The organism is Haemophilus sp. SZY H8, from assembly GCF_018829755.1.
In the GTDB taxonomy this organism is placed as follows: domain Bacteria; phylum Pseudomonadota; class Gammaproteobacteria; order Enterobacterales; family Pasteurellaceae; genus Haemophilus; species Haemophilus haemolyticus_K.
Genome location: NZ_JAHKJY010000001.1, coordinates 353,494 through 377,720, shown reverse-complemented (window position 1 = coordinate 377,720; position 24,227 = coordinate 353,494). Strand labels below are relative to the sequence as shown.

Sequence of the window (24,227 nt, the reverse complement as noted above, 5' to 3'; positions counted from 1 at the left end):
TAATATGCTGGGGAGCTTAAAAGCATTAACAATACTAAGACTATGATATAGATACATAATTTAGGCATTATTAAAATCCTTAGCTGACACAATAGTTAGACTAATGGTCAGTAGGGCTTTTAACCCCTGTCAGCATTCAGGGTTAAAAGCCCTGACCGACAGGAAAAAGTATAGATAAAAGAGCTGTTGATTTCAACAGCTTTTTGCTTTTAGATATGAATTAATATCCAGTGAAAAAACTTATCAAACGCCGTGAAATTCCAGTTGGAAATTCTGTCTCAAACCATCCGTTATTAGATCGCCTTTATCGCGCACGCCATATTCAAAACACTGAAGAATTAGACCGCACTTTAAAATCAATGCTGAATCCAAATCAGCTATATGGTATTGAACAAGCCGTAAATTTATTAGTGGAAGCTTACCAACAACAGCAAAAAATAGTGATTGTTGGGGATTTTGATGCTGATGGTGCAACTAGTACAGCATTGAGTGTGCTGGCTTTAAGACAACTTGGTTTTGCTGACGTGGATTATCTCGTACCAAATCGATTTGAACAAGGTTATGGTTTGAGTATTCCTGTGGCTGAAATGGCGATTGAAAAGGGCGTTCAGCTATTAATGACAGTGGATAACGGCGTTTCATCTTTTGAAGGCGTTGCATTTTTGAAAGAAAAAGGTGTTCGTGTTTTAGTGACGGATCACCATTTACCACCCGAAACTTTGCCACCAGCTGATGCCATTGTTAATCCTAATTTAAGTCAGTGTGGTTTCCCTTCCAAATCCTTAGCGGGCGTTGGTGTTGCGTTTTATTTGATATTAGCCGTACGAGCAAAATTTCGTGAACTCGGTATTTTTACTGCAGAAACACAACCTAATTTTACTGACTTGCTCGATCTAGTAGCATTGGGTACTGTCGCGGATGTGGTGCCTTTAGATCAAAATAATCGTATCCTTGCTTATCAAGGCTTAATGCGGATTCGTGCACGGCGTTGTCGTCCCGGTATTGTTGCATTAGCAGAAGTGGCTAACCGTAATATTGAACAGTTTACTTCAAGTGATCTCGGTTTTTGTATCGGACCTCGTTTAAATGCAGCGGGGCGCTTAGACAATATGTCCATTGGGGTTGAGCTTTTACTGGCGGACGATATGCTAAAAGCCAGAGAATTAGCTTTAGATCTTGATCAACTCAACCAAACGCGTAAAGAAATTGAAGCAGGCATGAAGCTTGAGGCGCTAGAAATTTGCCAAAATCTCACCGCACTTTTTAAAGAGTTACCTTCGGGGATTACACTTTATCAACCAGATTGGCATCAAGGTGTGTTGGGCATTGTGTCATCTAGGATTAAAGAGCAATATCATCGCCCTGTAGTTGCCTTCGCGAAAGATGGTGAGGGAGTTTTGAAGGGTTCCGCGCGCTCTATTGAAGGCTTACATATGCGTGATGTTTTGGAGCGTATTCATTCGCAACATCCTAATATGATTTTAAAATTTGGTGGCCATGCGATGGCTGCAGGATTAAGCCTCCGAGAAGAACATTTTGACAATTTCCAACATATTTTTAATCAAACCGTTGCCGATTGGCTTGATGAAGAACATTTACAAGGTGTAATTTGGACCGATGGCGAATTAAATTCAAATGAATTTAATCTTGAAACGGCGGAACTGATAAAATCAGCAGGCCCTTGGGGACAAGCTTTCCCTGAGCCTTGTTTTGATGGCGAATTTAAAATTTTAGATCAGCGTGCAATTGGACAAAATCAGAACCATCTCAAAATGTTAGTGGAGCCAAAACAAGGTGGCCCTTTATTAGATGCGGTTGCGTTTAATATTGACACAAGATTGTATCCTGATCTTTCAATTAAACAGGCAAGATTTGCATATAAATTGGATGTTAATGAGTTTCGTGGTAACCGAAATGTACAGCTTTTAGTAGAATATATTGAAGCGATTGATGAGTAATGTTTTGAAATTTTATGGATTATTCGTATTAGGTTTATTTGGGTTTACATCATCGGTTTTAGCTGAAGTAAATCAAAAAGAATTTTCTACTCAAAATCCACCGCACTTACCATCTTCTGATGTCATGCATTTTGAAGATGGACGGGATTATTTTTCTTATCAAGAGCCTATTGAACAAGCGCCTAGAGCAGACAAAAAAATACGTATTCAATTCTTTTTTGATTACGATTGCCGCGTATGCTCGTCAGCGCAAGATATTTTAGAGCTTTATAGTCAAATGCGTACAAATAAAGTTGCGTTGGAGCAATATCCTATTGCAACTGCGGATAGTCAGTTTAGCGCACGCATTTTTTATACTTTGCAAGCACTAAGTGCGGGTGAATTATCTAATGTTTTATTATTTGAAACTTCAGAAAAATCTCGTTATGCAGAGTTGTCTGCGACAAATAAAATTCAACAATGGGCGGAAGAACAAGCTCTAGATAAACAGTTATTTATTCAGGCTGAAAATTCAGAAAGAGTAAAAGAGCAAATTCAAGATGCGATTGAATTGACGGAAGAATATGGTGTGTTTACCTATCCTTACGTTGTCATTGGGGGAAAATATGTACTCACGGCGAGCACGCTTTATAACGATGATTATAGCGTGGCTGTGTTAGATTTTTTGGTAAATAAAATAGAACAGGAACAAAAGTAATGAAAATCGGAATTGTTGGCGCGATGGCGCAAGAAGTCGAAATTTTAAAAAATGTAATGGCAGAGAGAACTGAAACTCGAGTAGCAAGCGCGGTCATTTTTGAAGGCAAAATTAATGGTAAAGATGTTGCATTGTTGCAATCAGGTATTGGAAAAGTAGCCGCTGCAATTGGCACGACGGCATTGTTACAAGTAGCCAAGCCAGATTTTGTGATCAATACTGGTTCTGCGGGTGGGGTAGCAAAAGGCTTGAAAGTGGGAGATATTGTAATTTCAGATGAAACACGCTACCACGATGCGGATGTGACAGCTTTTGGCTATGAAAAAGGGCAGTTGCCCGCTAATCCTGCGGCATTTTTATCCGACAAAAAATTGGCTGATCTAGCTCAAGAAATTGCAGAAAAGCAAGGACAATCAGTAAAACGTGGTTTAATTTGCTCTGGCGATAGTTTTATTAATAGTGAAGACAAAATTGCACAAATAAAAGCTGACTTCCCGAATGTGACGGGGGTTGAAATGGAAGCCACAGCGATTGCACAAGTTTGCTATGCTTTTAATGTGCCTTTTGTAGTGGTTCGAGCTATTTCGGATGCAGGAGATGGAGAAGCAAGTATGTCTTTTGAAGAGTTTTTACCATTGGCGGCGAAGCAGTCTTCAGCATTAGTGTTAGAGATGATAGATAGACTGTAGTAATAATCTTTTAATCAGATAATAAATTTTACAATTAAATCATAAATATTATTTAAAAGGCATAGCTTATTAGCTATGCCTTTTTATATGAGCCAATTAGAATTTATAGTTCAAACTTAGAATATAAGTTCTTCCACGTGCAAAGTTATAAAGTACAGATTTATCTTTTCCTCCATCTTCACAAGTATTATTTTTACTACAAATTGAATCATTTAAGCTTGAATAATAGCGCTGTGAAGCAGCATCATTGCCTGAGTCTAAAGGATCAACATAACGTTTATCTAGTAGGTTTTGTACTTCAGCTTTGATAATTAAATCTTTAACAGGTTCATAACTTACATGCAAATCTAAAATAATCGGTTGTTTATTAATTTCCTCTGTTTTCTTGATTGCATAATAAGTTCGTTCATGGCTCGTATTTAATTCAAATTGAGAACCGTTAATATAATCTTCTTGAATGGTTGCTCGTTTACTTTTCCCATAGTAACGTGCTGCGATACCAAGAGTTAATTTTTGATCAAACCAGCGAGATCCAAGTTCTAATCTTCCATAATCTTTAGGTAGCATTGAGATACGGGATAGACCATAACCTTGTTTCAGAATATCCTCTTTTGACGCATTGTTAGGACGTGGACTCGCATCTGCATAATTGGTTGGTTGATTTGTTCGTTGGTATGCATAAGACAGATTTGCAAAGAAACGTCCCATGTCATAATTTACTTCTAATTCAACCCCGCTCTTTTTCACAATTGGCTTATAATTTTGATGAGCAATGGTAAATCTAAATCCATTCTCAGAAGCCCAGTCAGGAACAATGCCATCTCTCCACCATACACCATATACATTATGAATATAATTTTTGATAAAACTACGATAGCCCACTAATTTTAAACCTAATACATCTTCTTTAGTGAAAACGCCTTTTTTATAGGTATTAAAACCAAGTTGATAAGTTTCAGCTCGCTCAGGTTTTAATCCCGTATTCACTCCAGCATCAGATACTTGAGAGAAAAACATCTCTTGAATATTCGGCATTCTGTGTGTTCGTGAATAAGTAAAAAATGGCATAAAATAATCACTCAGTTCTGCACTTAATGTAGCAGAATGATTGAATGCTTTTTTATGACCTGATTTATGCAAAATCGGTTCATTAATTTGTGTTGGTGTATTTTCGTAACCTACATACTCACCGTTAAATGCATAATGCGTAAAATTGACACTATAGTCTAAATGGTAAATTCCTTTAGAAAGTGCGGTATCAAAATATACTGTTTTAAATTTCTGCTTACCTGAAGGTTGTAAGATCACTGAACGTTGTGGCAGTAAATTACGACTACCTTTAAATCGTCCTAAATTACTGTAGTTACCTTGATCATGTGAAGCATCATTATAAAATAAACTTAATTCTTCTGGAAAACGGTTTTTACTGTATTCGTTAGTAAAATAGTTAAACCCTAATGTGGTTTTTAAATCGATTTCTTTTGGCAATAAGAAGGTATAGCTGTTATTAATATCAATGATATTTGCCACATTTTTTGTGATAAGTTTATCTGCAACTTGCCAACCAGCAAAAAAGCCACCCTTAGGATAAATGGTTTTGCCAATGTTATGTGCTGCCATTAAATTAAGATCAAGATAGTTGTTATTATTGAAGTTATAATTGACTTGGTAATTACGGTTTTCAATTTTGCGAGAACCAATTTTATTATCCAATGTGCGTAGTTGCGCCCCTAGCGTATGGTGATCATCTCCATATTCAAATTTTAACAAATGGCTACGTGAGCGAGATTGTAAGCTGCCTGGTTCAATAGGAGCGACACTATATTGATCTTTATTACGTTCAAATGATTTGTCAGTTTTTTCAATTCCATCATCACCTTTTTGGAGCTCTTCAATATCCTCAGGTTTTTTTCCTGCTCCTAATTGTTGTAGAATATTTTTTCTAGCCTGATTTTTATAAATATTTTTTACACTGGTCTCGGTTTCTTCAGGATCGTATATATTGGATTTTTCAATATGAGTAATACAATTTGAATCGGTCCATATTGTTTCTGTTTCTCCTGTTAAATCATTAGAGTTTGTCGTTTTTTCTGTACTTCCATGAAATGTTGGATTAGGTGCATTGCAAGACCAATGGTTTTTGTTTAAATCAGGTGTCCACTGTCCAGCTGAATTTAAAACATAACCTGCATTGTGGAAATAGGCTTCTTTTTCTTTAGCAAGAATATCTTGTCCTAGCGAAGACAATCGTTCTCCTCCACCGATACGATAATCTTGAGACACCTCACGTTGACTGTAACCATATACCACACCAACATAACCACCATTATCAAGCCATTTTCTGCCTGCAGCCATTGTCATAAAATTCGATTTAGTTGCATTGCTCCCCGTCATTCCTTTTACGATGAGCCCAAAAGGTTTGTCATCAGTAATAACATCATTAACGCCTAATGTTCTAAAATTAGCACTCCCAGACAAGGTATTTACGCCATTAGAACCTGAAAAGTTACTTTTATTGACATCGACACCAGCAATGAAGTTAGGATCAAGCGATGCACCGAATTGAGAATTACCACCTGATTGACCTGAATCCATTGAGGTGGAATAGAAGGTTTGTGTAACCCCATCGACCATTGTATTGACACGACCTAACCCATTTTCGCCACGAATATTCACAGAAACTACGCCAGAGCCTTTATCTTGTTGAGTAAAAGCACCAGGGATACTTCGAATAACTTGATCGATAGTTTGGGTTTCTTTAAAAATATGTTCTCGGGTGCTTTTTGCTTTCGCTTCCGTAAAAGGTTTTTTATCGTTGGCGACATTTTTTTCTACTACATCAATTTGATCTAATGTTTCTTCAGCTTTTGCATTAACGATAGAAACACTTAGGGTATTGATTAAGCAGAGTGTGATTAAATTTAATTTAATAACTTTCTTCATTATCATATCCTTTTTATTGAGAAAGATTATCATTATTTCATTTTGACTAAAAAACTCAAGAGGTAATTTAATAAAATTAATGAAATAACAAAAAATAATGAAAAAAACTAATTTCAGATGAAGGTGGAAAAATTTCTTGATTGGGGAAAGTAAAAGGGGCATTTGCCCCTTTCTGCATTATAGATCATCAATTATTAAATAGATTTTTGCTACGGGTCCATGGACACCAATCACTTTAATCAATTCAATATCCGCCGTTGAGCTCGGACCTGAGATAATATTGATACAAGATGGCATACGCTCGCCTTGTTGTGCTTTCTCGTGTAATATTTTCGCCACTTGTGCAACACGAGGAACAATCTGGCTTTTACGTAAAACAACAATTGATTTCTCAGGTAATAAACTCACTGAACGTCCACGATCTGCGCTAGAGAATAAGACGATTCCGCCAGTTTCTGCCAAACCATATTCTGCATAAACTACGCCAAGATTAGCTTTTTCAGAAAAACGAATGTTATCTTGTGCCGTTTCTGATGACCACGTATGGCAAGTATATTTCGCTTCAAGCACCGCAGGAATACCAAGTGCGGTCAATCTTTCATCGGAATTAAGCACAACATCACCGCCACCATATTTTTCACAAAGAGCAAGTAAAGTTTGCACTGCATCAGATTCTTTACACACATTTACGTCCACCATCATGGTTTTTGCAGAATTGATAAATTCATTCGCTAAATCAACCGCACTTAAATGAGTTAAACGCTCAGTTGGGTATGTATTGACTGGTGCATCCATCGGTTCAGGTACGATAGTACGGGCTTTACCCATTTTCGCCACTAATTTATTAAGAAAATTTTCGCGATTTTGTAAATCCATACTTATTATCCTCTCTCTCTATTATTAAACCATTGACGGAAACTTTCGCCATCTGCTTGTGGTAAATCTCGTGCTTTTGTCCATTCACCCAATGCACCAAATGTAATTGGTGCTTTACCATTTTTGATCAGCTTACCCGCTAATTTCGCACCAATATTCACACCTGTTTTCCATAGTGTTGGGTTGGCATTAGCTGTGGTGAAACCAAAAATAGATAAACGTTCCATCGCGGGAGTTTTACCTAACTCTACCATTTTCTCACGGTGTTTTAAGATTAACTGTGCTAATGGAATACGCACTGGACAGACTGAGTTACACGCGTTACATAATGAACAAGCATACGGCAATTCTTTAAACTCATCGTAGCCGCCTAGTAATGGAGAAATCACTGCACCAATTGGACCTGGGTAAATAGAACCATAACCATGACCACCGATTTGACGATATGCCGGACAGGTATTCAAACAAGCACCGCAACGGATACAACGTAAAACTTCTTGGAATTCAGACGCTAAAATATCTGAACGGCCATTATCCACAATAACCAAATGGAATTCTTCAGGACCGTCGGTTTCACCAGCAAGACGAGGACCGGTTAACCACGTGTTATAACCGGTTAATTTCGCCCCTACCGCACTACGAGCAAGCATCGTAATTAACACATCCACCTCTTGGAAAGTAGGCGCTAAACGCTCCATTCCCATCACGGCAATATGCGTTTTCGGCAATGTCGTCGCTAAACGTAAGTTACCTTCGTTTGTCACCAAACAAACTGAGCCGGTTTCCGCTACGGCAAAGTTACAACCACTGATACCGATATCAGCCTCTAAAAAATCTTGGCGAATTTTTTCACGTACGAAACGCGTCATATCTTCAGGCGTTTCCTCGCCTTCATAGCCGAGTTTTTCAGACAAATCTTTGCGGATTTGGTGACGATCTTTGTGGATTGCAGGCACAACGATATGGGATGGTTTATCACCTGAAATTTGTAATAGATATTCACCCAAATCGGTTTCGATCACTTGCATTCCCTCTTTTTCAAGTACTTCGTTTAAACCGATTTCTTCAGTCACCATGGATTTGGATTTTACGATTTTCTTCGCATTTTTCTCTAATGCAACTTTGCGAATATAAGCACTCGCTTCTTCGGCAGTTTCAGCAAAATACACTTTACCGCCATTTTCTATCACTTTTTCGCTCAATTGATACAAATAAGCATCTAAATTAGCTAAAACATGGTTACGAATCTGTTTAGATAAATCACGCCATTCTTCCCAATGACCTAATTCGTCCACCATTTTTTGTCGATTAGCCCCAATAGTTTCTTGGGCTTTCACTACCGCCTTACGCATGATAGTGTTATGTACTTCATGATCGACACGCGCTTTAAAAGGAAGATTACTGGTTTTCAATGACATCTTATTTCTCCCCTTGCATTAATACTTCCGCAATGTGCATCACTTTGATCTTACTGCCTTCGCGTTGTAAACGACCACCAATATTTAATAAACAACTTACATCTGCACCGATTAAATATTGTGGCTCAACCTCTTCAATATGCTCAACTTTTTCTTTCACCATTTCGCCAGAAATCTCAGCCATTTTCACAGAGAAAGTTCCACCGAAGCCACAGCAGGTTTGTTGATTATGAATAGGAAGTAGTTCTAATCCTTTCACATTTTTTAACAGTGCGATAGGTTCATTTACGATACCCAGTTTACGTGTAAGGCTACAAGAAGGGTGATAAACTGCTTTACCTGGCAAATAGGCACCAATATCAGTTATTCCAAGTTTATTCACGATAAAATCGGTTAAATCACAGAAACGTGAAGCGACTTTTTGGGCACGTTTAGCCCAGTCTAATTCCCCTGCGTTAGTGAAGTAGTTGGGGTAATTTTTGATCGCATAAACACAAGAACCGGCAGGTGCTACGATTGGGTAATCATTTACTTCAAAGGTTTCGACTAAGTTTTTCATGCCAGGGATAGCTTGTTTTGTATAGCCACTATTTAATGCAGGCTGCCCACAACAACCTTGTTTTTCAAGGAAAGTAACATTGCAACCGAGTTTCTCAAGCAGTAAAACGGTGTTTTTGGCCACACCACTTTTTACTACGTCTGCAATGCAGGTTACGTAGAAATTTACGTTCATTTTTAATCACTCCAATAAGAGAAAAGTAACAAATGACCGCAAAAGTGCGGTCATTTTTCCAAGTAAATTTATAGATTATAAAGTAAAGGTACTAAGTACAGTGCACAGAGTGCCGCAATAATACCGTAAATCATCATAGGGATAATGGTTTTCTTAATAATGGTACCTTCTTGGTTAGAAATATTTAATACTGAACTGACAGCAACGATATTATTAATACATACCATATTCCCCATTGCGCCTCCAACAGATTGTAAAGCTAGGACTAGCGCTACTGAAATTCCTGTTGTTTCCGCTGTGGAAAGTTGAACACTACCAAACGTTAGATTAGATACGGTGTTTGATCCCGAGAAGAATGCCCCTATAGCCCCTAAGAAAGAGGAGAAAATTGTCCAGTTACTGCCGGATATTTCCGCAAAGGTGCGACCAATAATTTTCACCATGGAGTGTTCGCCGCCGACTAACATTAAGTTCACCATAACCAAGGCTCCCACTAAGGCGATAAATGGATTTTTTGATTGTTGTAAACTTGAAGCAAAAACGTTTTTAACATTTCTAATTGAGACGTTAAATATAGGAATTGCAATTAAAACTGTGATTACAAATGGAATTAACGCTGGTACGTAAAGCAATTTGTAGCTTGATGATACATCAGAACCAAAAATATCTTTTAACGTAAAGATTAAGCCTTTACTAATTTCAAATGTACCTAATGATCCCAGGGTTGTTGAGAACCACATTGTAGCGTCATTCATCATTGCTTTGAAAGGTAATTGATGGATACGTGTAATGATTAGGAATGCAATCAATAAACCTGTTGGGAATAATGCTTTCATTACTTGCTTAGTTGTTACCGCATTATTATCCAGACTATTTTCTACTTTTGTTAAGCCAATATTGCGATTTGCAGCCCATACAGAAATAAATAAACCAATTGCTCCACCTACTAATGATGGAAATTCATCATTAACTTGAGCAAGTAAGAAGTAAGGAATGACACAAGCAAAGACACTGATATAGATAAATAGAATATTTTTACGAATATCGTTCCAACTTACTAAGACTCGTAATGCTAATAATGGAATAATAAATGCGGCAATGGAATGGATAAATGCTGTAATCGAACCAATTTCCAAAATTATATCTTCTGATAGTTTTAGTGGACCGAAACCAAACCATGTAGGCGTTCCCACAGCCCCAAAAGAGACTGGGACGGAGTTCATTATTAGTGCCAACATGGCGACTTTTAATGGATGAAAACCTAGTCCGACTAAAATAGGTGCCGCAATGGCTGCAGGTGTACCAAAACCGCTTGCTCCTTCAATCATAAAAGCAAATGCCCAACCGATAATCATTAATTGAGCTACAGGATTGGGATTAATATTCCCTAGCCATTTACGCATGGTATCTGTCGCACCTGAAATTTCTGAAAAGCGATTAAATAAGATCGCGCCAAAAATAACTGTAATTGGGGTTTGTACAGCAATAATAGCGGAAACAACATTGGCACTAATTGTGACAATATCAGTATTAAAGTGAAGAAGATGGACACCCATTACTAATGTTGCAATCCAAGGTAATGCGACATAAGAAGGCAAGGCATTTCGTTTTACCATTAGATAAATCAGCAAAACAATAGGAAAAATACTCAGAACAAAAGACATTAGAAAATATCCTTAAATTTATAATAAAAAAGACTCGTGCATTGTATGGATTTAGGCATAAAAGAATATACCTCTTTGGGGAAAATGTGATCAATATCTCATAAAAATTAACATTTTATTTTCATTTTTTACATTTTTATTACCAATCTTCTCTGATTAAAATCTTAATAGACTAAAATGGAATATGATGTGGGGATTAATTATTAGATGGGGAGATAAAAGATTTATAGAATCATCGTCATTCCAAATTAGTTATTTTATAAAAGGGAAGCAAAATGGCAGCACATGTAATTGATTTTCTTACATTGGGGAATAATTTTGGTACTCCTGAGATGAGAGCTATATGGTCAGAGGAAAATCGTTTTCGTAAGCAAATTGAAGTCGAAATTGCTTTAGCAAAAGCTGAGGGGGAATTAGGGGTTATTCCATCAGAAGCGGCAAATAAAATTGCTCAATTGGTGAAGGTTGAGGCGCTTAATTTTAATGAACTTGCAGAGGAAGCTGTTCGCTTAAGACATACTTTTATGGCGACCATTAATGCTTTACAGCGTCAATCCGGTGATGCCGGGGAATATATTCATTATGGCGCGACAACACAAGATATTGTTGATACGGCAACAGTGCTTCAGTTAAAAGAAGCTTTTGAGATTGTACTACGTGATACACGTCTTGTTGCGCAAGAATTAAAGACATTAGCTAAAAAATATCAATATTTACCTATGGTGGGGCGGACTCATGGAATGCAAGCTTTACCAACAACATTTGGTTTTAAATTAGCGGTGTGGTTAGATGAATTTGTTCGCCATTTGCAACGTTTAAATGAGATTCGTGATCGTGTGTTAGTCGGCAATATTAGTGGTGCGATCTGTACTTATGCATCATTTGGTAAAAAAGGTCCTGAAGTGGAAGCGAGAGCATTAGCATTATTAGGATTAAATACACCGAATATCGGATGGCAAGCCGCACGGGATCGCTTTTCTGAATATGCTTCGGTTGTAGCCTTAATCAGTGGAACGTTGGGTAAAATTGCTAATGAGTTTTACAACTTAATGCGTACAGAGATTAATGAAATTGAGGAGCCTTTTTCTAGTGGAAAAATTGGTTCATCAACAATGCCTCATAAACGGAATCCTGCTGCATTAGAGGGAATGGCTAGCCTTACCTCACCTATTTTTAAAAGTGTTGCATTAATTCATGAATCAATGAGAGTTGAGCACGAACGCGATGCCATGAGTTGGCGAGCAGAGTGGATTGCTTTGCCTGAGATGAATATTTATCTTTCAGCTCAATTACAAATTGGTTTATCTATTTTACGCGGAATGAAAGTGAATGCTGAGCAAATGTTAAAAAATTTGGAGTTGCAGAATGGACTACTTCTTTCTGAAAAGGTGATGTTTGAATTAGGCAAACGTTTAGGAAAACAAAGTAGTCATAGCTTAGTATATGAATGTTCAATGAAAGCTTTTGAAGAAGCTCGATCATTTAAAGATATATTGTTAGAAAACCCTATTATTAAGAAAGAATTTAATGAGTCTGAAATAACAGAATGGCTTGTTCCACAAAATTATTTAGGAAGTGCTCCAGATAAAGTAGATATCGTTATTCGTTATGCAGAGCTATCGGGGTTATTAGATTAATGGATATTAGAACACTAACGCTTGTTGATATTGAATCATATCAAAGTTTATTACATCGTGCTTATCAACCTATATTAGCTTTAGGAATTCATTTTTCTGCATCAACGGTTTCTAAGTCTGAAATTGAACAGCATTTATGCGCTAATTTAGTCTTTGGTGGATTTATTGATGGTAATCTTGTTTGTTCTATTAGTTTACGTTTGCCTTGGGGGAATAATCCGGGACCTTATGGTGTACCTCATATTGGCTGGTTGGCAACTCATCCAGATTATAAAAAGCAAGGTCTAGCGGTAGAGCTTATAAAGTGGACAGAGGAGAATATTTTACTAAAGCAACTTAAAGTACCTTTTGTGACACTAGGTACGGCAGAAAATCATCCTTGGTTAAATTCCTTTTATATAAAACAAGGTTTTGAAGAAATTGGTAAAGCAAATTTAACCGATGATCATACGACAATTTATTATCGAAAAATTTTAAACACAACATTATTTCAAGAGTATCAAAAACATCATCATTAATTAAATAAGGAGTTAAAAATGATTTTAAAACATACCGCACTTTTCACTATTTTAGCAACAACAGTTGTTTTAGCTGGTTGTAATGATAAGGACAATGATAGCTCAAAGATGGTTTCACCTAAGATATTAAAAATCGGATCTACTGGACAAAGTTATCCAAATGGTTTTAAACAGAATGGTAAATTAGTTGGGTTTGATGTAGAGACAACTGAGGCAATAGCAAAAGAATTAGGCTATACCATTGAATGGACGACAGCTGAATTTTCAGGGCTTATGGGCCAACTTGATTCAGGCCGTTTAGATACTGTTGCTAATGCAGTCGCAGTAACTGAGGCGCGTAAAACTAAATATGATTTTACACAACCTTACAGTTATTATGGTAGTCAACTTGTAGCTCATAAAGATAATAGCACAATTAATATTTTGGATGATTTTAAAGGAAAAACGATTTCAGGGGTATTGGGTTCTAATCATTTGAAAAATTTGCAGAAACGCTTTCCTAATAATGAAGTAAATGTGAAAACTTATGAAACTCGCGATGGTGCAATGTATGATTTGGTATATAAACGTGTTGATGGTTATATAAATTCTAAACCAATCTTATTGGCTGAGATTAAACGCGGTAATTTACCATTTAAATTAGTAGGAGAACCATTAGTAATTGAAGAAGTAGCATTTCCATTTGCTAAAAGTGAAAAAGGAGAAGAACTACGTAAAGAATTTAACCAAGCTATAAAAAAATTAAAAGAAAGTGGGAAATTAAAAGAGCTTTCTATTAAATATTATGGCGAGGATATTACTGCATCAGATAAATAAGAATTGGGAGGTTCAACCTCCCGGTTTTTGATAGGATATTTCTTGATTTTACCTAATGGATTATATATGAGTTTTGATTTTGTATATTTTATTTCGGTTTTTCCTAATATTATTTCATATTTGCCAACTACATTATTTATTGCGGTAGTGTCAATTTTTATAGCAATTTTTATTGGTTTATTTATTGCTCTAATTCGTGTGAATAAAAGTTTTATGATAGATGGGGTACTTGCTTTATATATTTCATTGTTTCGTGGGATGCCAACGGTAGTGTTGTTATTTATCATTTATTATGGTTCACCACAGTTATTTCCTAGTTTAAAAGAAATGTCAGCAATGAACGCGGCATTACTTTGTTTTAGTTTGAAATATTCAGCTTATTTGGCCGAAATTTTTCGAGCGGGTTTAGAGTCTGTAGACAATGGTCAGAAAGAGGCAGGTATGGCGATGGGATTATCTCTTATAAATGTTTATCGTCATATTATTTTACCTCAGGCTTTTGTTAATGCCTTACCAAGTACAGGGAATATGTTTATTTCTTTATTAAAGGATTCATCAGTAGCATTCTTTGTTGGGGTGCCAGAATTATTAGCTGCAGGTAAGTTATTAACGGTAGAATCATATAAATTCTTTGAAACTTATCTAGCTGTAGGTATTGTTTATTGGCTTGTGGTTGTTCTTTATTCTTGGGCCCAAAAACGATTAGAAGTGGCTTTATCTTCCCCTTATAAACGTTAAGGATGTATTATGACTACAATGATTTCTGTTGAAAAACTTTCAAAATCCTTTGGAAAAAATACAGTATTAAAATCAATTGATTTATCTATTCAAAAAGGGGAGGTTGTCGCAATTATTGGACCTTCAGGATCCGGGAAATCTACTTTATTACGGTGTTTAAATTTATTGGAAAAACCTGATGAAGGGAAAATTAAAATAGCATCTAAAGAGTTTGATGTTAAAGAGCATTCTCGTCAGGATGAAGTCTCATTACGTCATCAATCAGCAATGGTGTTTCAAAGTTATAATTTATTTAAAAATAAAACTGCACTTGAGAACATTATACTAACACCGTTGGTTAATCAGAAAATGAGTAAAATTGAAGCGCAAAAATTAGGTTTGGATTTACTAAAACGGGTCGGACTTTCCGAGCAGGCCCACCAGTATCCTATTACGCTTTCGGGAGGGCAGCAACAACGTATTGCGATAGCTCGTGCTTTGGCTGTAAAACCTAAAGTTTTGCTTTTTGATGAGCCTACATCTGCGTTGGATCCAGAGCGTGTAAATGAAGTTTTACAAGTGATACAACAGTTAGCTAAACAAAAAATTACAATGGTTATTGTTACTCATGAAATGGAATTCGCAAAACATGTGGCTGATCGTATTATTTTTATGGCAGATGGAAATATCATAGAACAAGGACCAGCTAAGCAGATTATTGATTTTCCTAAGCAAGAACAGACAAAACGTTTTGTAAAGCAATTTTCAGATCCCATTGAATTTTATATTTAGGGGGGGGAATGAATGCACAAGAATTGGCAAATAAAATTCTAAATACCCCCTTAATTAATGAACAAGATACATTAAAACAGGCTACAAGAGGGGTTGTAGATTATTTTGCCTCTTCACTCCAAGCTAAAAATCAAGTTGAATTACAACAATTTAAAGATTGGATTATGCTAGAGGGAGGAAATAAGAAGGCATGGTTAATTGGACAAAAACAGTTAGTGACCGCAAGACAGGCGGCCTTATTTAACGGTTTTCAAGCACATTACTTAGATTATGATGATGTGCATGCGACTGTACGTGGACACCCTTCATCTGTGATTTTAAGTGCGCTTTTTGCCAGCATTGATAAAAGTATACAGAGAATTGACAGTAGGCGTTTTTTAACTGCTTATGCTATTGGTGTAGAGGTTATGGCTCGTTTGGGTCAGATACTAAATCCTAAACTCTATATCAGGGGATGGCATAGTACAATCACTTTAGGAGGAATTGCCGCAACTTGTGCTATAGGCTATTTACACCAATATCTTTTTCTATCTGATGCTATTTCTTTGGCTGCAACACAATCATCAGGAATGCGTTTTGTGTTTGGTTCTCCTATTAAGGCTTTACATGCAGGAATTGCTGCACAAAATGCGATTCAATCTATTGATTGGATTAAAACAGGCTTGTCTTTACCACAAAATCCATTTGATGAAAAAATTGGTTTTTTTATGTTATTTGGAGACCAATGTTCGGTTGAAGACTGGGGATATGATTGGGAGAAAAATTGGCAAATTCATCAGCTTTGGTTTAAAAATTATCCTTATTGTTCTGCTGCAGCAGGAATTGCTGATATTTCTTATAAGTTAAGAAATAAGATTTCAAATATAAGTGATATTCTTCAAATTGAGATTTGTTTTTATGTTAACTCAGATGCTGCATTAATTTATCAAAAAGTAGATATTGCTAGCCAGGGAAAATTTTCTGCAGAATATATTTTAGCTTCAATTTTGCTAAATAAAAAATTGGATTTTCAACATTTTGAGCAGTCTCAAGTTGAACCATGTATTTTCCAGATGATGTCTAAAATTCATCGAACTTATCAAAATAATGAAGTAAATCCTAAAAAAGTGAAAATTAGAGTACAGTTAAAAAATGGGGCTATTTTAGAGGCCATTTCTAATTTTCCAAAAGGAAGTCCTATGAACCCTTATTCCAATACTCAATTAAAAGAGAAACTTGAGTTAGCTATAGGTAATAATTCCTTATCTCAGCAACTTTATCAAGATATTAGCAATTTAAAAAATGGAATTAATATTCAGGATTTTATTCAAGCTTATCAATCAATATTGTGAGATGTAATATGGAAAAATTAAATCAATTGACACAACAATATCAAATCTTGGCAGATTTTTTACGTCAATTTCGTCAAGAACGCCATCAATATCCAGAGCTTTCCAATGAAGAATTTGAAACAACGGCAAAAATTAGGGAAGTTTTAGAAAAACATCATATTGATATTTTACCATTTCCACTTCAAACAGGATTAGTGGCAGAGATTAAAGGCCTTAAAGCTGGAAAAACCGTAATGCTGCGTGCAGATATAGATGCATTACCAATAGAGGAAGAATCAGGTGTTGAATTTAGCTCAAAAAAAGTTGGTATTATGCATGCCTGTGGACATGATTTTCATATGTCAGCTGCACTTGGTGCTGCAATTTTATTAAAACAGCATCAAAATGAATTAGAGGGGACTGTTAGAGTATTGTTTCAGGCTGCAGAAGAAACAGGTTTAGGTGCATTGAACGTATTAGAGTCTGGTGCTTTACAAAATGTAGATGCTATTTTTGGTTTACATAATGATCCCACGTTGCCTGTAGGTACAGTAGGTACCAAGTCACATGCATTAACAGCAGGAGTGGATCGTTTTGAAATTCGTATTTTAGCAAAGGGAGCTCATGCGGCTCGTCCACAGGATGGTAAAGATCCCATAGTAGTACTTGCTGAGATTATTAGTGTTGTTCAAACTATTATCAGTCGAAATATTGCGGCTAATGAAAATGCGGTTATTTCCATAACTCATGTTGAAAGTGGTAATACTTGGAACGTCATCCCTGACAATGCTTATTTAGAAGGAACTGTTCGAAGTTTTAATGCGAATGTAAGAACTCAGATTGAACAGCGTTTACGTATGTTATTGCAAGGTATTGCGATTACGTTTGATGTTGAAATAGAACTAGATTGGCATGCTGGCCCGCCTTCTATAAATAATGATGAGCAGTTGGTGCCTTTTGTTTTAAATGTAGCAGGTGCTATTGGATTTGAGACTAAAATTGTGGAAGCGAGTCCCATTGGTGAAGACTTTGCTTTTTATCAAGTAGAAGTGCCAGGTGTATTTGTTATGATAGGTTCAGGTGGGCCTTATGCATTACATCACCCTAAATTCCGTGTAGATGATAGGGTGTTGTTTCCAACCGCTTATTACTTATATGAGTTAGCAAAAGAATTTTTAGCGAAATGACTCGTTTATCTCTATAATACGATAAATTGTCATAATTAAGTAAGAGATAAGTAGCATGGGAACGATTATTACCGTTGATGGGCCTAGCGGTGCTGGGAAGGGGACGCTTTGTTACGCTTTGGCTGAAAAGCTAGGTTATGCGTTGTTGGATAGTGGAGCGATTTATCGCGTTACAGCATTAGCGGCATTACAACGTAAAACTGATTTAACAAATGAGTCGGCGCTAGCTGAATTAGCTCGTCACTTAGATATTCAATTTATTCCTCAAAATGGCGAGGTGAATATTTTGCTTGCTGGTATGAATGTAAGCCATTTGATTCGTACTCAAGAAGTCGCAGATACCGCATCTAAAGTAGCCGTGTTTCCAGAAGTGCGGTCAGCTTTGCTACAACTTCAGCAAGATTTTGCGAAAAATGATGAATTAATTGCTGATGGTAGAGATATGGGCACCGTGGTATTTCCAAATGCTCAAGTGAAGTTATTTTTAGATGCGAGTGCTGAAGAACGTGCAAAAAGACGTTATAAACAGTTGCAAAATAAAGGAATAAATGGTAACTTTGAGCAGATTTTAGCCGAGATAAAAGAGCGTGATTTTCGTGATAGAAATCGAGAGGTTGCGCCTCTAAAACCGGCTGATGATGCTTTATTATTGGATAGCACAACGTTGAGTATTGGTGAAGTTATAGATCAGGCGTTAGCTTATATTCAAGAAAAGGTATCAGTTTCGATTTAACTGTTTGTTCAAGGAAGAATAAACATTTATCCTCAACCCCGCATTTTATGGATTTTAATGTGGATGTTATTAACTTAAATTAAGAAGATTATTTATATGTCAGAATCTTTTGCTCAACTTTTTGAAGAATCATTAAAAGGCCTTGAAACTCGTCAAGGTTCAATCGTTAGCGGTACTGTAGTAGCTATCCAAAAAGGCTTTGTGCTTGTTGATGCAGGTTTAAAATCTGAGTCTGCAATCCCAGTTGCTGAATTCTTAAATGCACAAGGCGAACTTGAAATCCAAGTTGGCGATACTGTAAATGTTGCATTAGATGCAGTTGAAGATGGTTTCGGTGAAACTAAACTTTCTCGTGAGAAAGCTGTTCGTCACGAATCTTGGATTGAATTAGAAAAAGCTTACGAAGAAAAAGCGACCGTTATCGGTTTAATCAACGGCAAAGTGAAAGGTGGATTCACAGTTGAGTTAAACGGTGTTCGTGCATTCTTACCAGGTTCTTTAGTTGATACTCGTCCAGCGCGTGAAGCAGATCACTTACTTGGTAAAGAATTAGAATTCAAAGTAATCAAATTAGATCAAAAACGTAACAACGTTGTTGTTTCTCGTCGTGCAGTGATTGAATCTGAAAACAGCCAAGAACGTGAACAAGTATTAGAAAATCTTGTTGAAGGTTCAGAAGTTAAAGGTATCGTTAAAAACTTAACTGAGTACGGTGCATTCGTTGATCTTGGTGGTGTTGACGGTTTATTACATATCACAGATATGGCTTGGAAACGTGTTAAACACCCAAGCGAAATCGTGAATGTTGGCGATGAAGTTACTGTTAAAGTATTAAAATTTGATAAAGATCGTACTCGTGTGTCTTTAGGCTTAAAACAATTAGGCCAAGATCCATGGGCTGCAATTGCTGAAAATCACCCAGTAAACAGCAAATTAACTGGTAAAGTAACTAACTTAACAGACTATGGTTGTTTCGTTGAGATCTTAGATGGCGTTGAAGGTTTAGTTCACGTTTCTGAAATGGATTGGACTAACAAAAATATCCACCCATCTAAAGTTGTTAGCTTAGGCGATACTGTTGAAGTAATGGTATTAGAAATTGATGAAGAACGTCGTCGTATTTCTTTAGGCTTAAAACAATGTAAAGCTAACCCATGGACTCAATTTGCTGAAACTCACAATAAAGGCGATAAAGTAACTGGTAAAATCAAGTCTATCACTGATTTCGGTATCTTCATCGGTCTTGAAGGTGGTATCGATGGTTTAGTTCACTTATCTGATATTTCTTGGAATGTATCAGGTGAAGAAGCAGTTCGTAACTACAAAAAAGGTGACGAAGTTTCTGCAGTAGTATTAGCAGTTGATGCAGTGAAAGAGCGTATTTCTTTAGGTATCAAACAACTTGAAGAAGATCCATTCAATAACTTCGTAGCAATCAACAAAAAAGGTGCTGTAGTATCTGTAACTGTAGTTGAAGCAGATGCAAAAGGTGCTAAAGTTGAATTAGCGGGCGGCGTTGAAGGTTATATCCGCGCAGCTGATTTAACAAATGAAGTTGCTGCAGGTGACGTAGTTGAAGCGAAATACACTGGTGTAGATCGTAAATCTCGTATCGTTCACTTATCAGTGAAAGCAAAAGATCAAGCTGAAGAAGCTGCAGCAGTTGCAAATGTGAATAACAAACAAGAAGAAGTTGCTATTCCAAACGCAATGGCTGAAGCATTTAAAGCAGCTAAAGGTGAATAATTAATTCACATAGTAAGGCTGGGCTCATGTCCAGCCTTATTTGTTAGGGCTTATTGCTAATGTATTGAAATAATGTATTAGCAATAGATCTTAATTTGAATAATATGAGGGGAGAAAAGACGATGACTAAATCAGAACTTATCGAAAAATTATCAGAAAAGCATCCAATGTTACCTCTGAAAATGGTTGAAAATATTGTAAAAGATATTCTTGAGTTTATGTCTCAGTCTCTCGAAAATGGTGATCGTATTGAAGTTCGTGGGTTTGGTAGTTTTTCGTTACATTATCGTCAGCCTCGTTTAGGGCGTAATCCTAAAACAGGTGATTCAGTAAAATTAGATGAGAAATCAGTTCCACATTTCAAGGCGGGTAAAGAATTAAAAGAACGAGTAAATTGTTTATAGTTCATTAGTACGAACGGCGCGTAAGTGTCGTTTTTTATTAGAAAGTTTGGCATAATAGTGGCGTAATTTGAGAGGGGAATTATGATTAAGTATATTTTAGGTTTTGTGATTGTTATTGCTATTGTACTTGTTGCGATTACTGTTGGAGCCAATAACGATCAAATAATAACCTTTAACTATATTGTTGCAGAAAGCCAGCTCCAACTTTCTACACTTGTCGCTATTTTATTTGGTTTTGGGTTAATTCTCGGTTGGTTAATTAGTGGATTTTTCTATTTAAAATTAAAATTCAAGAATATGGTTTTAGCGCGCCAAGTTAAACGTCAAACATTACAACTTCATGAATTAACGACTACCCGTGATAAGGCTGTCTAATGCTGGAATTACTCTTTCTACTATTGCCCATCGCTGCAGCCTATGGTTGGTACATGGGGCAGCGTAGTGTAAAGAAAGATCAAGATGACATTAGTAATAAACTCTCCCGAGATTATGTTACGGGGGTAAACTTTTTACTTTCCAATCAAACTGATAAGGCTGTAGATCTATTTTTGAATATGCTACAAAAGCAAGAAGCCGAAAATGAAATCGAAAGCCACTCCCAATTTGAAGCTGAACTGACTCTTGGCAATCTATTCCGTTCTAGAGGCGAAGTTGATCGTGCTCTTCGCATTCATCAGGCTTTAGATCGTAGCCCAAATTATACTTTTGAACAAAAACTGCTCGCTAAGCAGCAGCTTGCTCGAGATTTTATGACGGTTGGTTTTTTTGACCGAGCTGAAAGTCTTTATATTTTACTAGTGGATGAACCTGAATTTGCAGAAAATGCTTTGCAGCAACTTTTAGTGATTTATCAAAAAACTAAAGAATGGAAAAAAGCGGTTAATATTGCTGAAAAACTCGCAAAAATCAAACCACAAGAGAATAATATTGAACTTGCGCAATGTTATTGTGAATGTTCACAAAGTTTAGAGCCTGAAAATGCGGTTGAAAAACGCAGTATTTTACAAAAAGCTTTGTTGGTTTCTCCTACTTGTGTTCGCGCTTCTTTATTACTCGCAAATTTAGAAATGCTTGAAGGTCAATATCAACAAGCAGCAAAAATACTAGAAAATGTTTTGGAGCAAAATCCAGATTATACGGGGGAAATTTTATCACCTTTAAAACATTGTTATGAAGAATTAAATCAGTTAGATAACTTTGAGTTATTCTTAATTCGTGCTGGTCAAATTACTAATAATGATGAGGTAGAGTTAGCCCTAGTTAAATTAATTGAAGAAAAAGATGGAAAACCCGCTGCTCAAGCTAAGCTTTATCAGCAACTCACGAAAAAGCCAAGTACTTTAATTTTCCATCGTTTTATGCAGTATCAAATTGATGAGGCAGAAGACGGACGTGGAAAAGAAAGTCTAATTTTATTACATAAAATGGTGGGGGAACGAATTAAGCAAACTTCAGCTTATCGTTGTACAAATTGTGGTTATCAAATCCACAAGTTGTTGTGGAATTGCCCATCTTGCCGTCAATGGGAATGTATTAAGCCAGTTTCAAGTCAAGAACATAATTAATTGATACTCTGTGAGGTAACATTATGACAAGTAAAATTATTGTGGCATTGGATTATGAGAAAGAATCAGATGCTCTTGCTTTAGTTGATCAAATTGATCCGAATTTGTGTCGATTAAAAGTGGGTAAAGAAATGTTTACTACACTTGGTATGAATTTTGTAAAACAATTACATCAACGTCATTTTGATGTTTTCTTAGATCTTAAATATCATGACATTCCAAATACGGTAGCAAGGGCGGTCCGATCCGCCGCTGATTTAGGGGTATGGATGGTCGATTTGCACGCAAGCGGCGGGCTACGAATGATGGAAGAAGCTAAGAGAATTCTTGAACCTTATGGGAAAGATGCGCCATTGCTTATTGCTGTGACGGTATTAACCAGTATGGAAGATTTGGATTTATTACAAATTGGGATTAATGCATCGCCAATGGAACAAGTTTTACGATTAGCTCATTTAACCCAACGCGCAGGTTTAGATGGAGTGGTTTGTTCTCCGCAAGAGGTTGAAATTTTACGTAACGCTTGTGGAGAAGAGTTTAAATTGGTGACCCCAGGTATTCGTCCAACTGGGGCTGATTTTGGTGATCAGAGACGAGTGATGACTCCTACTGCTGCAATTCGTGCTGGTTCAGATTATTTAGTAATAGGGCGTCCTATTACTAAAGCTGATAATCCAGTAGAGGTTCTTCGTTCTATTAACGCGTCTATTAGGTAAGAATGATGTCAGATTCTATTTTAGTGTATTCAACTGATGTGGGGAGAATTAAAGAGGAAAAGGTTTCCTTAGTTCGCCCAAAAGGAGACGGTGTTGTACGTATCCAAAAACAAACGAGTGGTAGAAAAGGTGCAGGCGTATCGGTTATAACTGGTTTAGATTTATCTGATGAGGAATTGAAAAAATTAGCTGCTGAATTAAAAAAACGTTGTGGATGTGGTGGTTCAGTTAAAAATGGAATGATTGAGATTCAAGGTGAAAAGCGTGATTTGCTCAAGCAATTGTTAGAGCAAAAAGGGTTTACCGTTAAATTATCAGGTGGATGATTAAAAAGGCGCATTAGCGTCTTTTTTGTTAAAGATTTAAAATTTCTTTGACGAAAGGAATCGTAAGATTTCTTTGTGCTTGCAACGAGGCTTTATCTAGTAGATCAAGGGCTTCAAATAATGTGTGCATGTCCCGTGCTAGTCGAGTAAGTAAAAAATTAGCCGTCTCATCGGGTAATTGAATCCCTCTTTGATAAGCGTTATGTTGCAGCACACTAATTTTTTGCTCATCAGTTAAGGAATTTAATTGATAAATCTCACCCCAAATCAAGCGAGAGTTCAAATCAGGCAATTTTACAGAAAGTGCAGAAGGCGATTTATCTGAACTAATAAGCAAAAGCGTTTTTCTGCTTGCTTTAATTCGATTGAATAGATCAAAAATAGCTAATTCCCATTCGTCATTTCCGATCACAGTTTGTACATCATCTAGACACACTAATTCTTGCTGTTCTAGATTTTCAAGAACTGCAGTAGAAAAATATTGGGATTTGCTGAGCGGTACATAAATAGCAGTACGTTGATTGATTAAATATTCGTTACTGAATGCTCTAAGCAGATGGGTTTTTCCAGAACCTTTATTTCCCCAAATATAGAAAAACTGTTGTTTTAACTCAGATGAATTTTTGCGTAAAGAATCGAGCAATAAAAGATTATTATCGCTGCAAAAGTTTTCTAATGTGGCATCATCAATTTGATGAATAGGTAAGGGAAGCTGCTTATTCAAATATTTATATATTACAGATTATAAGTAAGAAAAGGGCTAAATTGGGATTTAACCCTTT

Annotated in this window: 23 protein-coding genes; 17 read left to right on the top strand and 6 right to left on the bottom strand. The window is 36.5% G+C overall.

The window, feature by feature from the left end; all coding sequences use genetic code 11:
* Positions 1-230 precede the first annotated feature (230 nt).
* The 3 genes from recJ to mtnN are packed head-to-tail and all read left to right on the top strand — an operon-like array spanning position 231 to position 3,344.
* Complete coding sequence (gene recJ / locus KKW16_RS01800) at positions 231-1,958, top strand: single-stranded-DNA-specific exonuclease RecJ (RefSeq protein WP_215767863.1); 1,728 nt, start codon at positions 231-233, stop codon at positions 1,956-1,958.
* A complete protein-coding gene (locus tag KKW16_RS01795; RefSeq protein ID WP_215767862.1) occupies positions 1,951-2,655 on the top strand; it encodes a thiol:disulfide interchange protein DsbA/DsbL in 705 nt (234 codons plus the stop codon). Before recJ ends, KKW16_RS01795 begins: the two co-directional genes overlap by 8 nt.
* Positions 2,655-3,344: a 5'-methylthioadenosine/S-adenosylhomocysteine nucleosidase gene (mtnN, locus tag KKW16_RS01790; RefSeq protein WP_215767861.1), complete on the top strand. Its 690-nt coding sequence runs from the start codon at positions 2,655-2,657 to the stop codon at positions 3,342-3,344. The genes KKW16_RS01795 and mtnN overlap by 1 nt, the downstream gene beginning before the upstream one ends.
* A gap of 96 nt (positions 3,345-3,440) precedes the next feature.
* Here the strand turns inward: mtnN and KKW16_RS01785 are convergent, their stop codons facing one another.
* The 5 genes from KKW16_RS01785 to KKW16_RS01765 all read right to left on the bottom strand — a co-directional run bounded on the left by KKW16_RS01785 (position 3,441) and on the right by KKW16_RS01765 (position 10,978).
* Positions 3,441-6,287 (bottom strand): TonB-dependent receptor domain-containing protein, encoded by a 2,847-nt coding sequence (locus tag KKW16_RS01785; RefSeq protein ID WP_215767860.1) that lies wholly within the window; start codon positions 6,285-6,287, stop codon positions 3,441-3,443.
* A gap of 177 nt (positions 6,288-6,464) precedes the next feature.
* The gene (locus KKW16_RS01780; RefSeq protein WP_215767859.1) at positions 6,465-7,163 is read right to left on the bottom strand and encodes a LutC/YkgG family protein; all 699 of its coding nucleotides are present in this window, start codon (positions 7,161-7,163) and stop codon (positions 6,465-6,467) included.
* A 5-nt stretch (positions 7,164-7,168) separates the two neighbouring features.
* A complete protein-coding gene (locus KKW16_RS01775) occupies positions 7,169-8,581 on the bottom strand; it encodes a LutB/LldF family L-lactate oxidation iron-sulfur protein (protein WP_049363404.1) in 1,413 nt (470 codons plus the stop codon).
* Position 8,582: 1 nt separating this feature from the next.
* Entirely contained in the window at positions 8,583-9,314 is a 732-nt protein-coding gene (locus tag KKW16_RS01770; protein WP_106013375.1) for a (Fe-S)-binding protein, read from the bottom strand.
* Between the two features lie 68 nt (positions 9,315-9,382).
* Complete coding sequence (locus KKW16_RS01765; protein WP_215767858.1) at positions 9,383-10,978, bottom strand: lactate permease LctP family transporter; 1,596 nt, start codon at positions 10,976-10,978, stop codon at positions 9,383-9,385.
* Between the two features lie 275 nt (positions 10,979-11,253).
* Here KKW16_RS01765 and purB point away from each other — a divergent pair, with 275 nt between their 5' ends.
* The 14 genes from purB (at position 11,254) to yciH (ending at position 23,445) form a co-directional block, all read left to right on the top strand.
* A complete protein-coding gene (gene purB, locus KKW16_RS01760) occupies positions 11,254-12,615 on the top strand; it encodes an adenylosuccinate lyase (protein ID WP_215767857.1) in 1,362 nt (453 codons plus the stop codon).
* Positions 12,615-13,133, top strand: a complete 519-nt coding sequence (locus KKW16_RS01755) for a GNAT family N-acetyltransferase (protein WP_048954075.1) — start codon at positions 12,615-12,617, stop codon at positions 13,131-13,133. Before purB ends, KKW16_RS01755 begins: the two co-directional genes overlap by 1 nt.
* A gap of 18 nt (positions 13,134-13,151) precedes the next feature.
* Positions 13,152-13,949 (top strand): amino acid ABC transporter substrate-binding protein, encoded by a 798-nt coding sequence (locus KKW16_RS01750; RefSeq protein WP_215767856.1) that lies wholly within the window; start codon positions 13,152-13,154, stop codon positions 13,947-13,949.
* A gap of 66 nt (positions 13,950-14,015) precedes the next feature.
* A complete protein-coding gene (locus tag KKW16_RS01745; protein ID WP_048954073.1) occupies positions 14,016-14,687 on the top strand; it encodes an amino acid ABC transporter permease in 672 nt (223 codons plus the stop codon).
* 18 nt (positions 14,688-14,705) lie between these two features.
* Positions 14,706-15,458, top strand: coding sequence for an amino acid ABC transporter ATP-binding protein (locus KKW16_RS01740; RefSeq protein WP_215767907.1), 753 nt, complete (start codon positions 14,706-14,708; stop codon positions 15,456-15,458).
* A gap of 8 nt (positions 15,459-15,466) precedes the next feature.
* Positions 15,467-16,789, top strand: coding sequence for an MmgE/PrpD family protein (locus KKW16_RS01735; protein WP_215767855.1), 1,323 nt, complete (start codon positions 15,467-15,469; stop codon positions 16,787-16,789).
* A gap of 8 nt (positions 16,790-16,797) precedes the next feature.
* Positions 16,798-17,955 carry an amidohydrolase gene (locus KKW16_RS01730; RefSeq protein ID WP_215767854.1) on the top strand — a complete coding sequence of 386 codons (1,158 nt, stop codon included), beginning with the start codon at positions 16,798-16,800 and terminating at the stop codon, positions 17,953-17,955.
* Positions 17,956-18,010: 55 nt separating this feature from the next.
* Positions 18,011-18,688 carry a (d)CMP kinase gene (gene cmk, locus KKW16_RS01725; protein WP_215767853.1) on the top strand — a complete coding sequence of 226 codons (678 nt, stop codon included), beginning with the start codon at positions 18,011-18,013 and terminating at the stop codon, positions 18,686-18,688.
* A 96-nt stretch (positions 18,689-18,784) separates the two neighbouring features.
* A complete protein-coding gene (rpsA, locus tag KKW16_RS01720; RefSeq protein ID WP_139990293.1) occupies positions 18,785-20,434 on the top strand; it encodes a 30S ribosomal protein S1 in 1,650 nt (549 codons plus the stop codon).
* Positions 20,435-20,556: 122 nt separating this feature from the next.
* On the top strand, positions 20,557-20,838 hold the full coding sequence (locus KKW16_RS01715; protein WP_065264606.1) for an integration host factor subunit beta: 282 nt from the start codon (positions 20,557-20,559) through the stop codon (positions 20,836-20,838).
* Between the two features lie 81 nt (positions 20,839-20,919).
* On the top strand, positions 20,920-21,213 hold the full coding sequence (locus KKW16_RS01710; RefSeq protein WP_065264607.1) for a LapA family protein: 294 nt from the start codon (positions 20,920-20,922) through the stop codon (positions 21,211-21,213).
* Entirely contained in the window at positions 21,213-22,403 is a 1,191-nt protein-coding gene (lapB, locus tag KKW16_RS01705) for a lipopolysaccharide assembly protein LapB (RefSeq protein WP_215767852.1), read from the top strand. The genes KKW16_RS01710 and lapB overlap by 1 nt, the downstream gene beginning before the upstream one ends.
* Before the next feature lie 23 nt (positions 22,404-22,426).
* Entirely contained in the window at positions 22,427-23,119 is a 693-nt protein-coding gene (gene pyrF, locus KKW16_RS01700) for an orotidine-5'-phosphate decarboxylase (RefSeq protein ID WP_065264609.1), read from the top strand.
* Between the two features lie 5 nt (positions 23,120-23,124).
* Positions 23,125-23,445 (top strand): stress response translation initiation inhibitor YciH, encoded by a 321-nt coding sequence (gene yciH / locus KKW16_RS01695; protein ID WP_048954308.1) that lies wholly within the window; start codon positions 23,125-23,127, stop codon positions 23,443-23,445.
* A 28-nt stretch (positions 23,446-23,473) separates the two neighbouring features.
* Here the strand turns inward: yciH and hda are convergent, their stop codons facing one another.
* Complete coding sequence (gene hda, locus KKW16_RS01690) at positions 23,474-24,169, bottom strand: DnaA regulatory inactivator Hda (protein WP_215767851.1); 696 nt, start codon at positions 24,167-24,169, stop codon at positions 23,474-23,476.
* Between the last annotated feature and the right edge of the window lie 58 nt (positions 24,170-24,227).

Excerpts from the sequence above, each read along its gene's own strand:
- KKW16_RS01795 (WP_215767862.1), top strand. The coding sequence starts at position 1,951 with ATGAGTAATGTTTTGAAATTTTATGGATTATTCGTATTAGGTTTATTT.
- mtnN (WP_215767861.1), top strand. The coding sequence starts at position 2,655 with ATGAAAATCGGAATTGTTGGCGCGATGGCGCAAGAAGTCGAAATTTTA.
- KKW16_RS01785 (WP_215767860.1), bottom strand. The coding sequence starts at position 6,287 with ATGAAGAAAGTTATTAAATTAAATTTAATCACACTCTGCTTAATCAAT.
- KKW16_RS01780 (WP_215767859.1), bottom strand. The coding sequence starts at position 7,163 with ATGGATTTACAAAATCGCGAAAATTTTCTTAATAAATTAGTGGCGAAA.
- KKW16_RS01775 (WP_049363404.1), bottom strand. The coding sequence starts at position 8,581 with ATGTCATTGAAAACCAGTAATCTTCCTTTTAAAGCGCGTGTCGATCAT.
- KKW16_RS01770 (WP_106013375.1), bottom strand. The coding sequence starts at position 9,314 with ATGAACGTAAATTTCTACGTAACCTGCATTGCAGACGTAGTAAAAAGT.
- KKW16_RS01765 (WP_215767858.1), bottom strand. The coding sequence starts at position 10,978 with ATGTCTTTTGTTCTGAGTATTTTTCCTATTGTTTTGCTGATTTATCTA.
- purB (WP_215767857.1), top strand. The coding sequence starts at position 11,254 with ATGGCAGCACATGTAATTGATTTTCTTACATTGGGGAATAATTTTGGT.
- KKW16_RS01755 (WP_048954075.1), top strand. The coding sequence starts at position 12,615 with ATGGATATTAGAACACTAACGCTTGTTGATATTGAATCATATCAAAGT.
- KKW16_RS01750 (WP_215767856.1), top strand. The coding sequence starts at position 13,152 with ATGATTTTAAAACATACCGCACTTTTCACTATTTTAGCAACAACAGTT.
- KKW16_RS01745 (WP_048954073.1), top strand. The coding sequence starts at position 14,016 with ATGAGTTTTGATTTTGTATATTTTATTTCGGTTTTTCCTAATATTATT.
- KKW16_RS01740 (WP_215767907.1), top strand. The coding sequence starts at position 14,706 with ATGATTTCTGTTGAAAAACTTTCAAAATCCTTTGGAAAAAATACAGTA.
- KKW16_RS01735 (WP_215767855.1), top strand. The coding sequence starts at position 15,467 with ATGAATGCACAAGAATTGGCAAATAAAATTCTAAATACCCCCTTAATT.
- KKW16_RS01730 (WP_215767854.1), top strand. The coding sequence starts at position 16,798 with ATGGAAAAATTAAATCAATTGACACAACAATATCAAATCTTGGCAGAT.
- cmk (WP_215767853.1), top strand. The coding sequence starts at position 18,011 with ATGGGAACGATTATTACCGTTGATGGGCCTAGCGGTGCTGGGAAGGGG.
- rpsA (WP_139990293.1), top strand. The coding sequence starts at position 18,785 with ATGTCAGAATCTTTTGCTCAACTTTTTGAAGAATCATTAAAAGGCCTT.
- KKW16_RS01715 (WP_065264606.1), top strand. The coding sequence starts at position 20,557 with ATGACTAAATCAGAACTTATCGAAAAATTATCAGAAAAGCATCCAATG.
- KKW16_RS01710 (WP_065264607.1), top strand. The coding sequence starts at position 20,920 with ATGATTAAGTATATTTTAGGTTTTGTGATTGTTATTGCTATTGTACTT.
- lapB (WP_215767852.1), top strand. The coding sequence starts at position 21,213 with ATGCTGGAATTACTCTTTCTACTATTGCCCATCGCTGCAGCCTATGGT.
- pyrF (WP_065264609.1), top strand. The coding sequence starts at position 22,427 with ATGACAAGTAAAATTATTGTGGCATTGGATTATGAGAAAGAATCAGAT.
- yciH (WP_048954308.1), top strand. The coding sequence starts at position 23,125 with ATGTCAGATTCTATTTTAGTGTATTCAACTGATGTGGGGAGAATTAAA.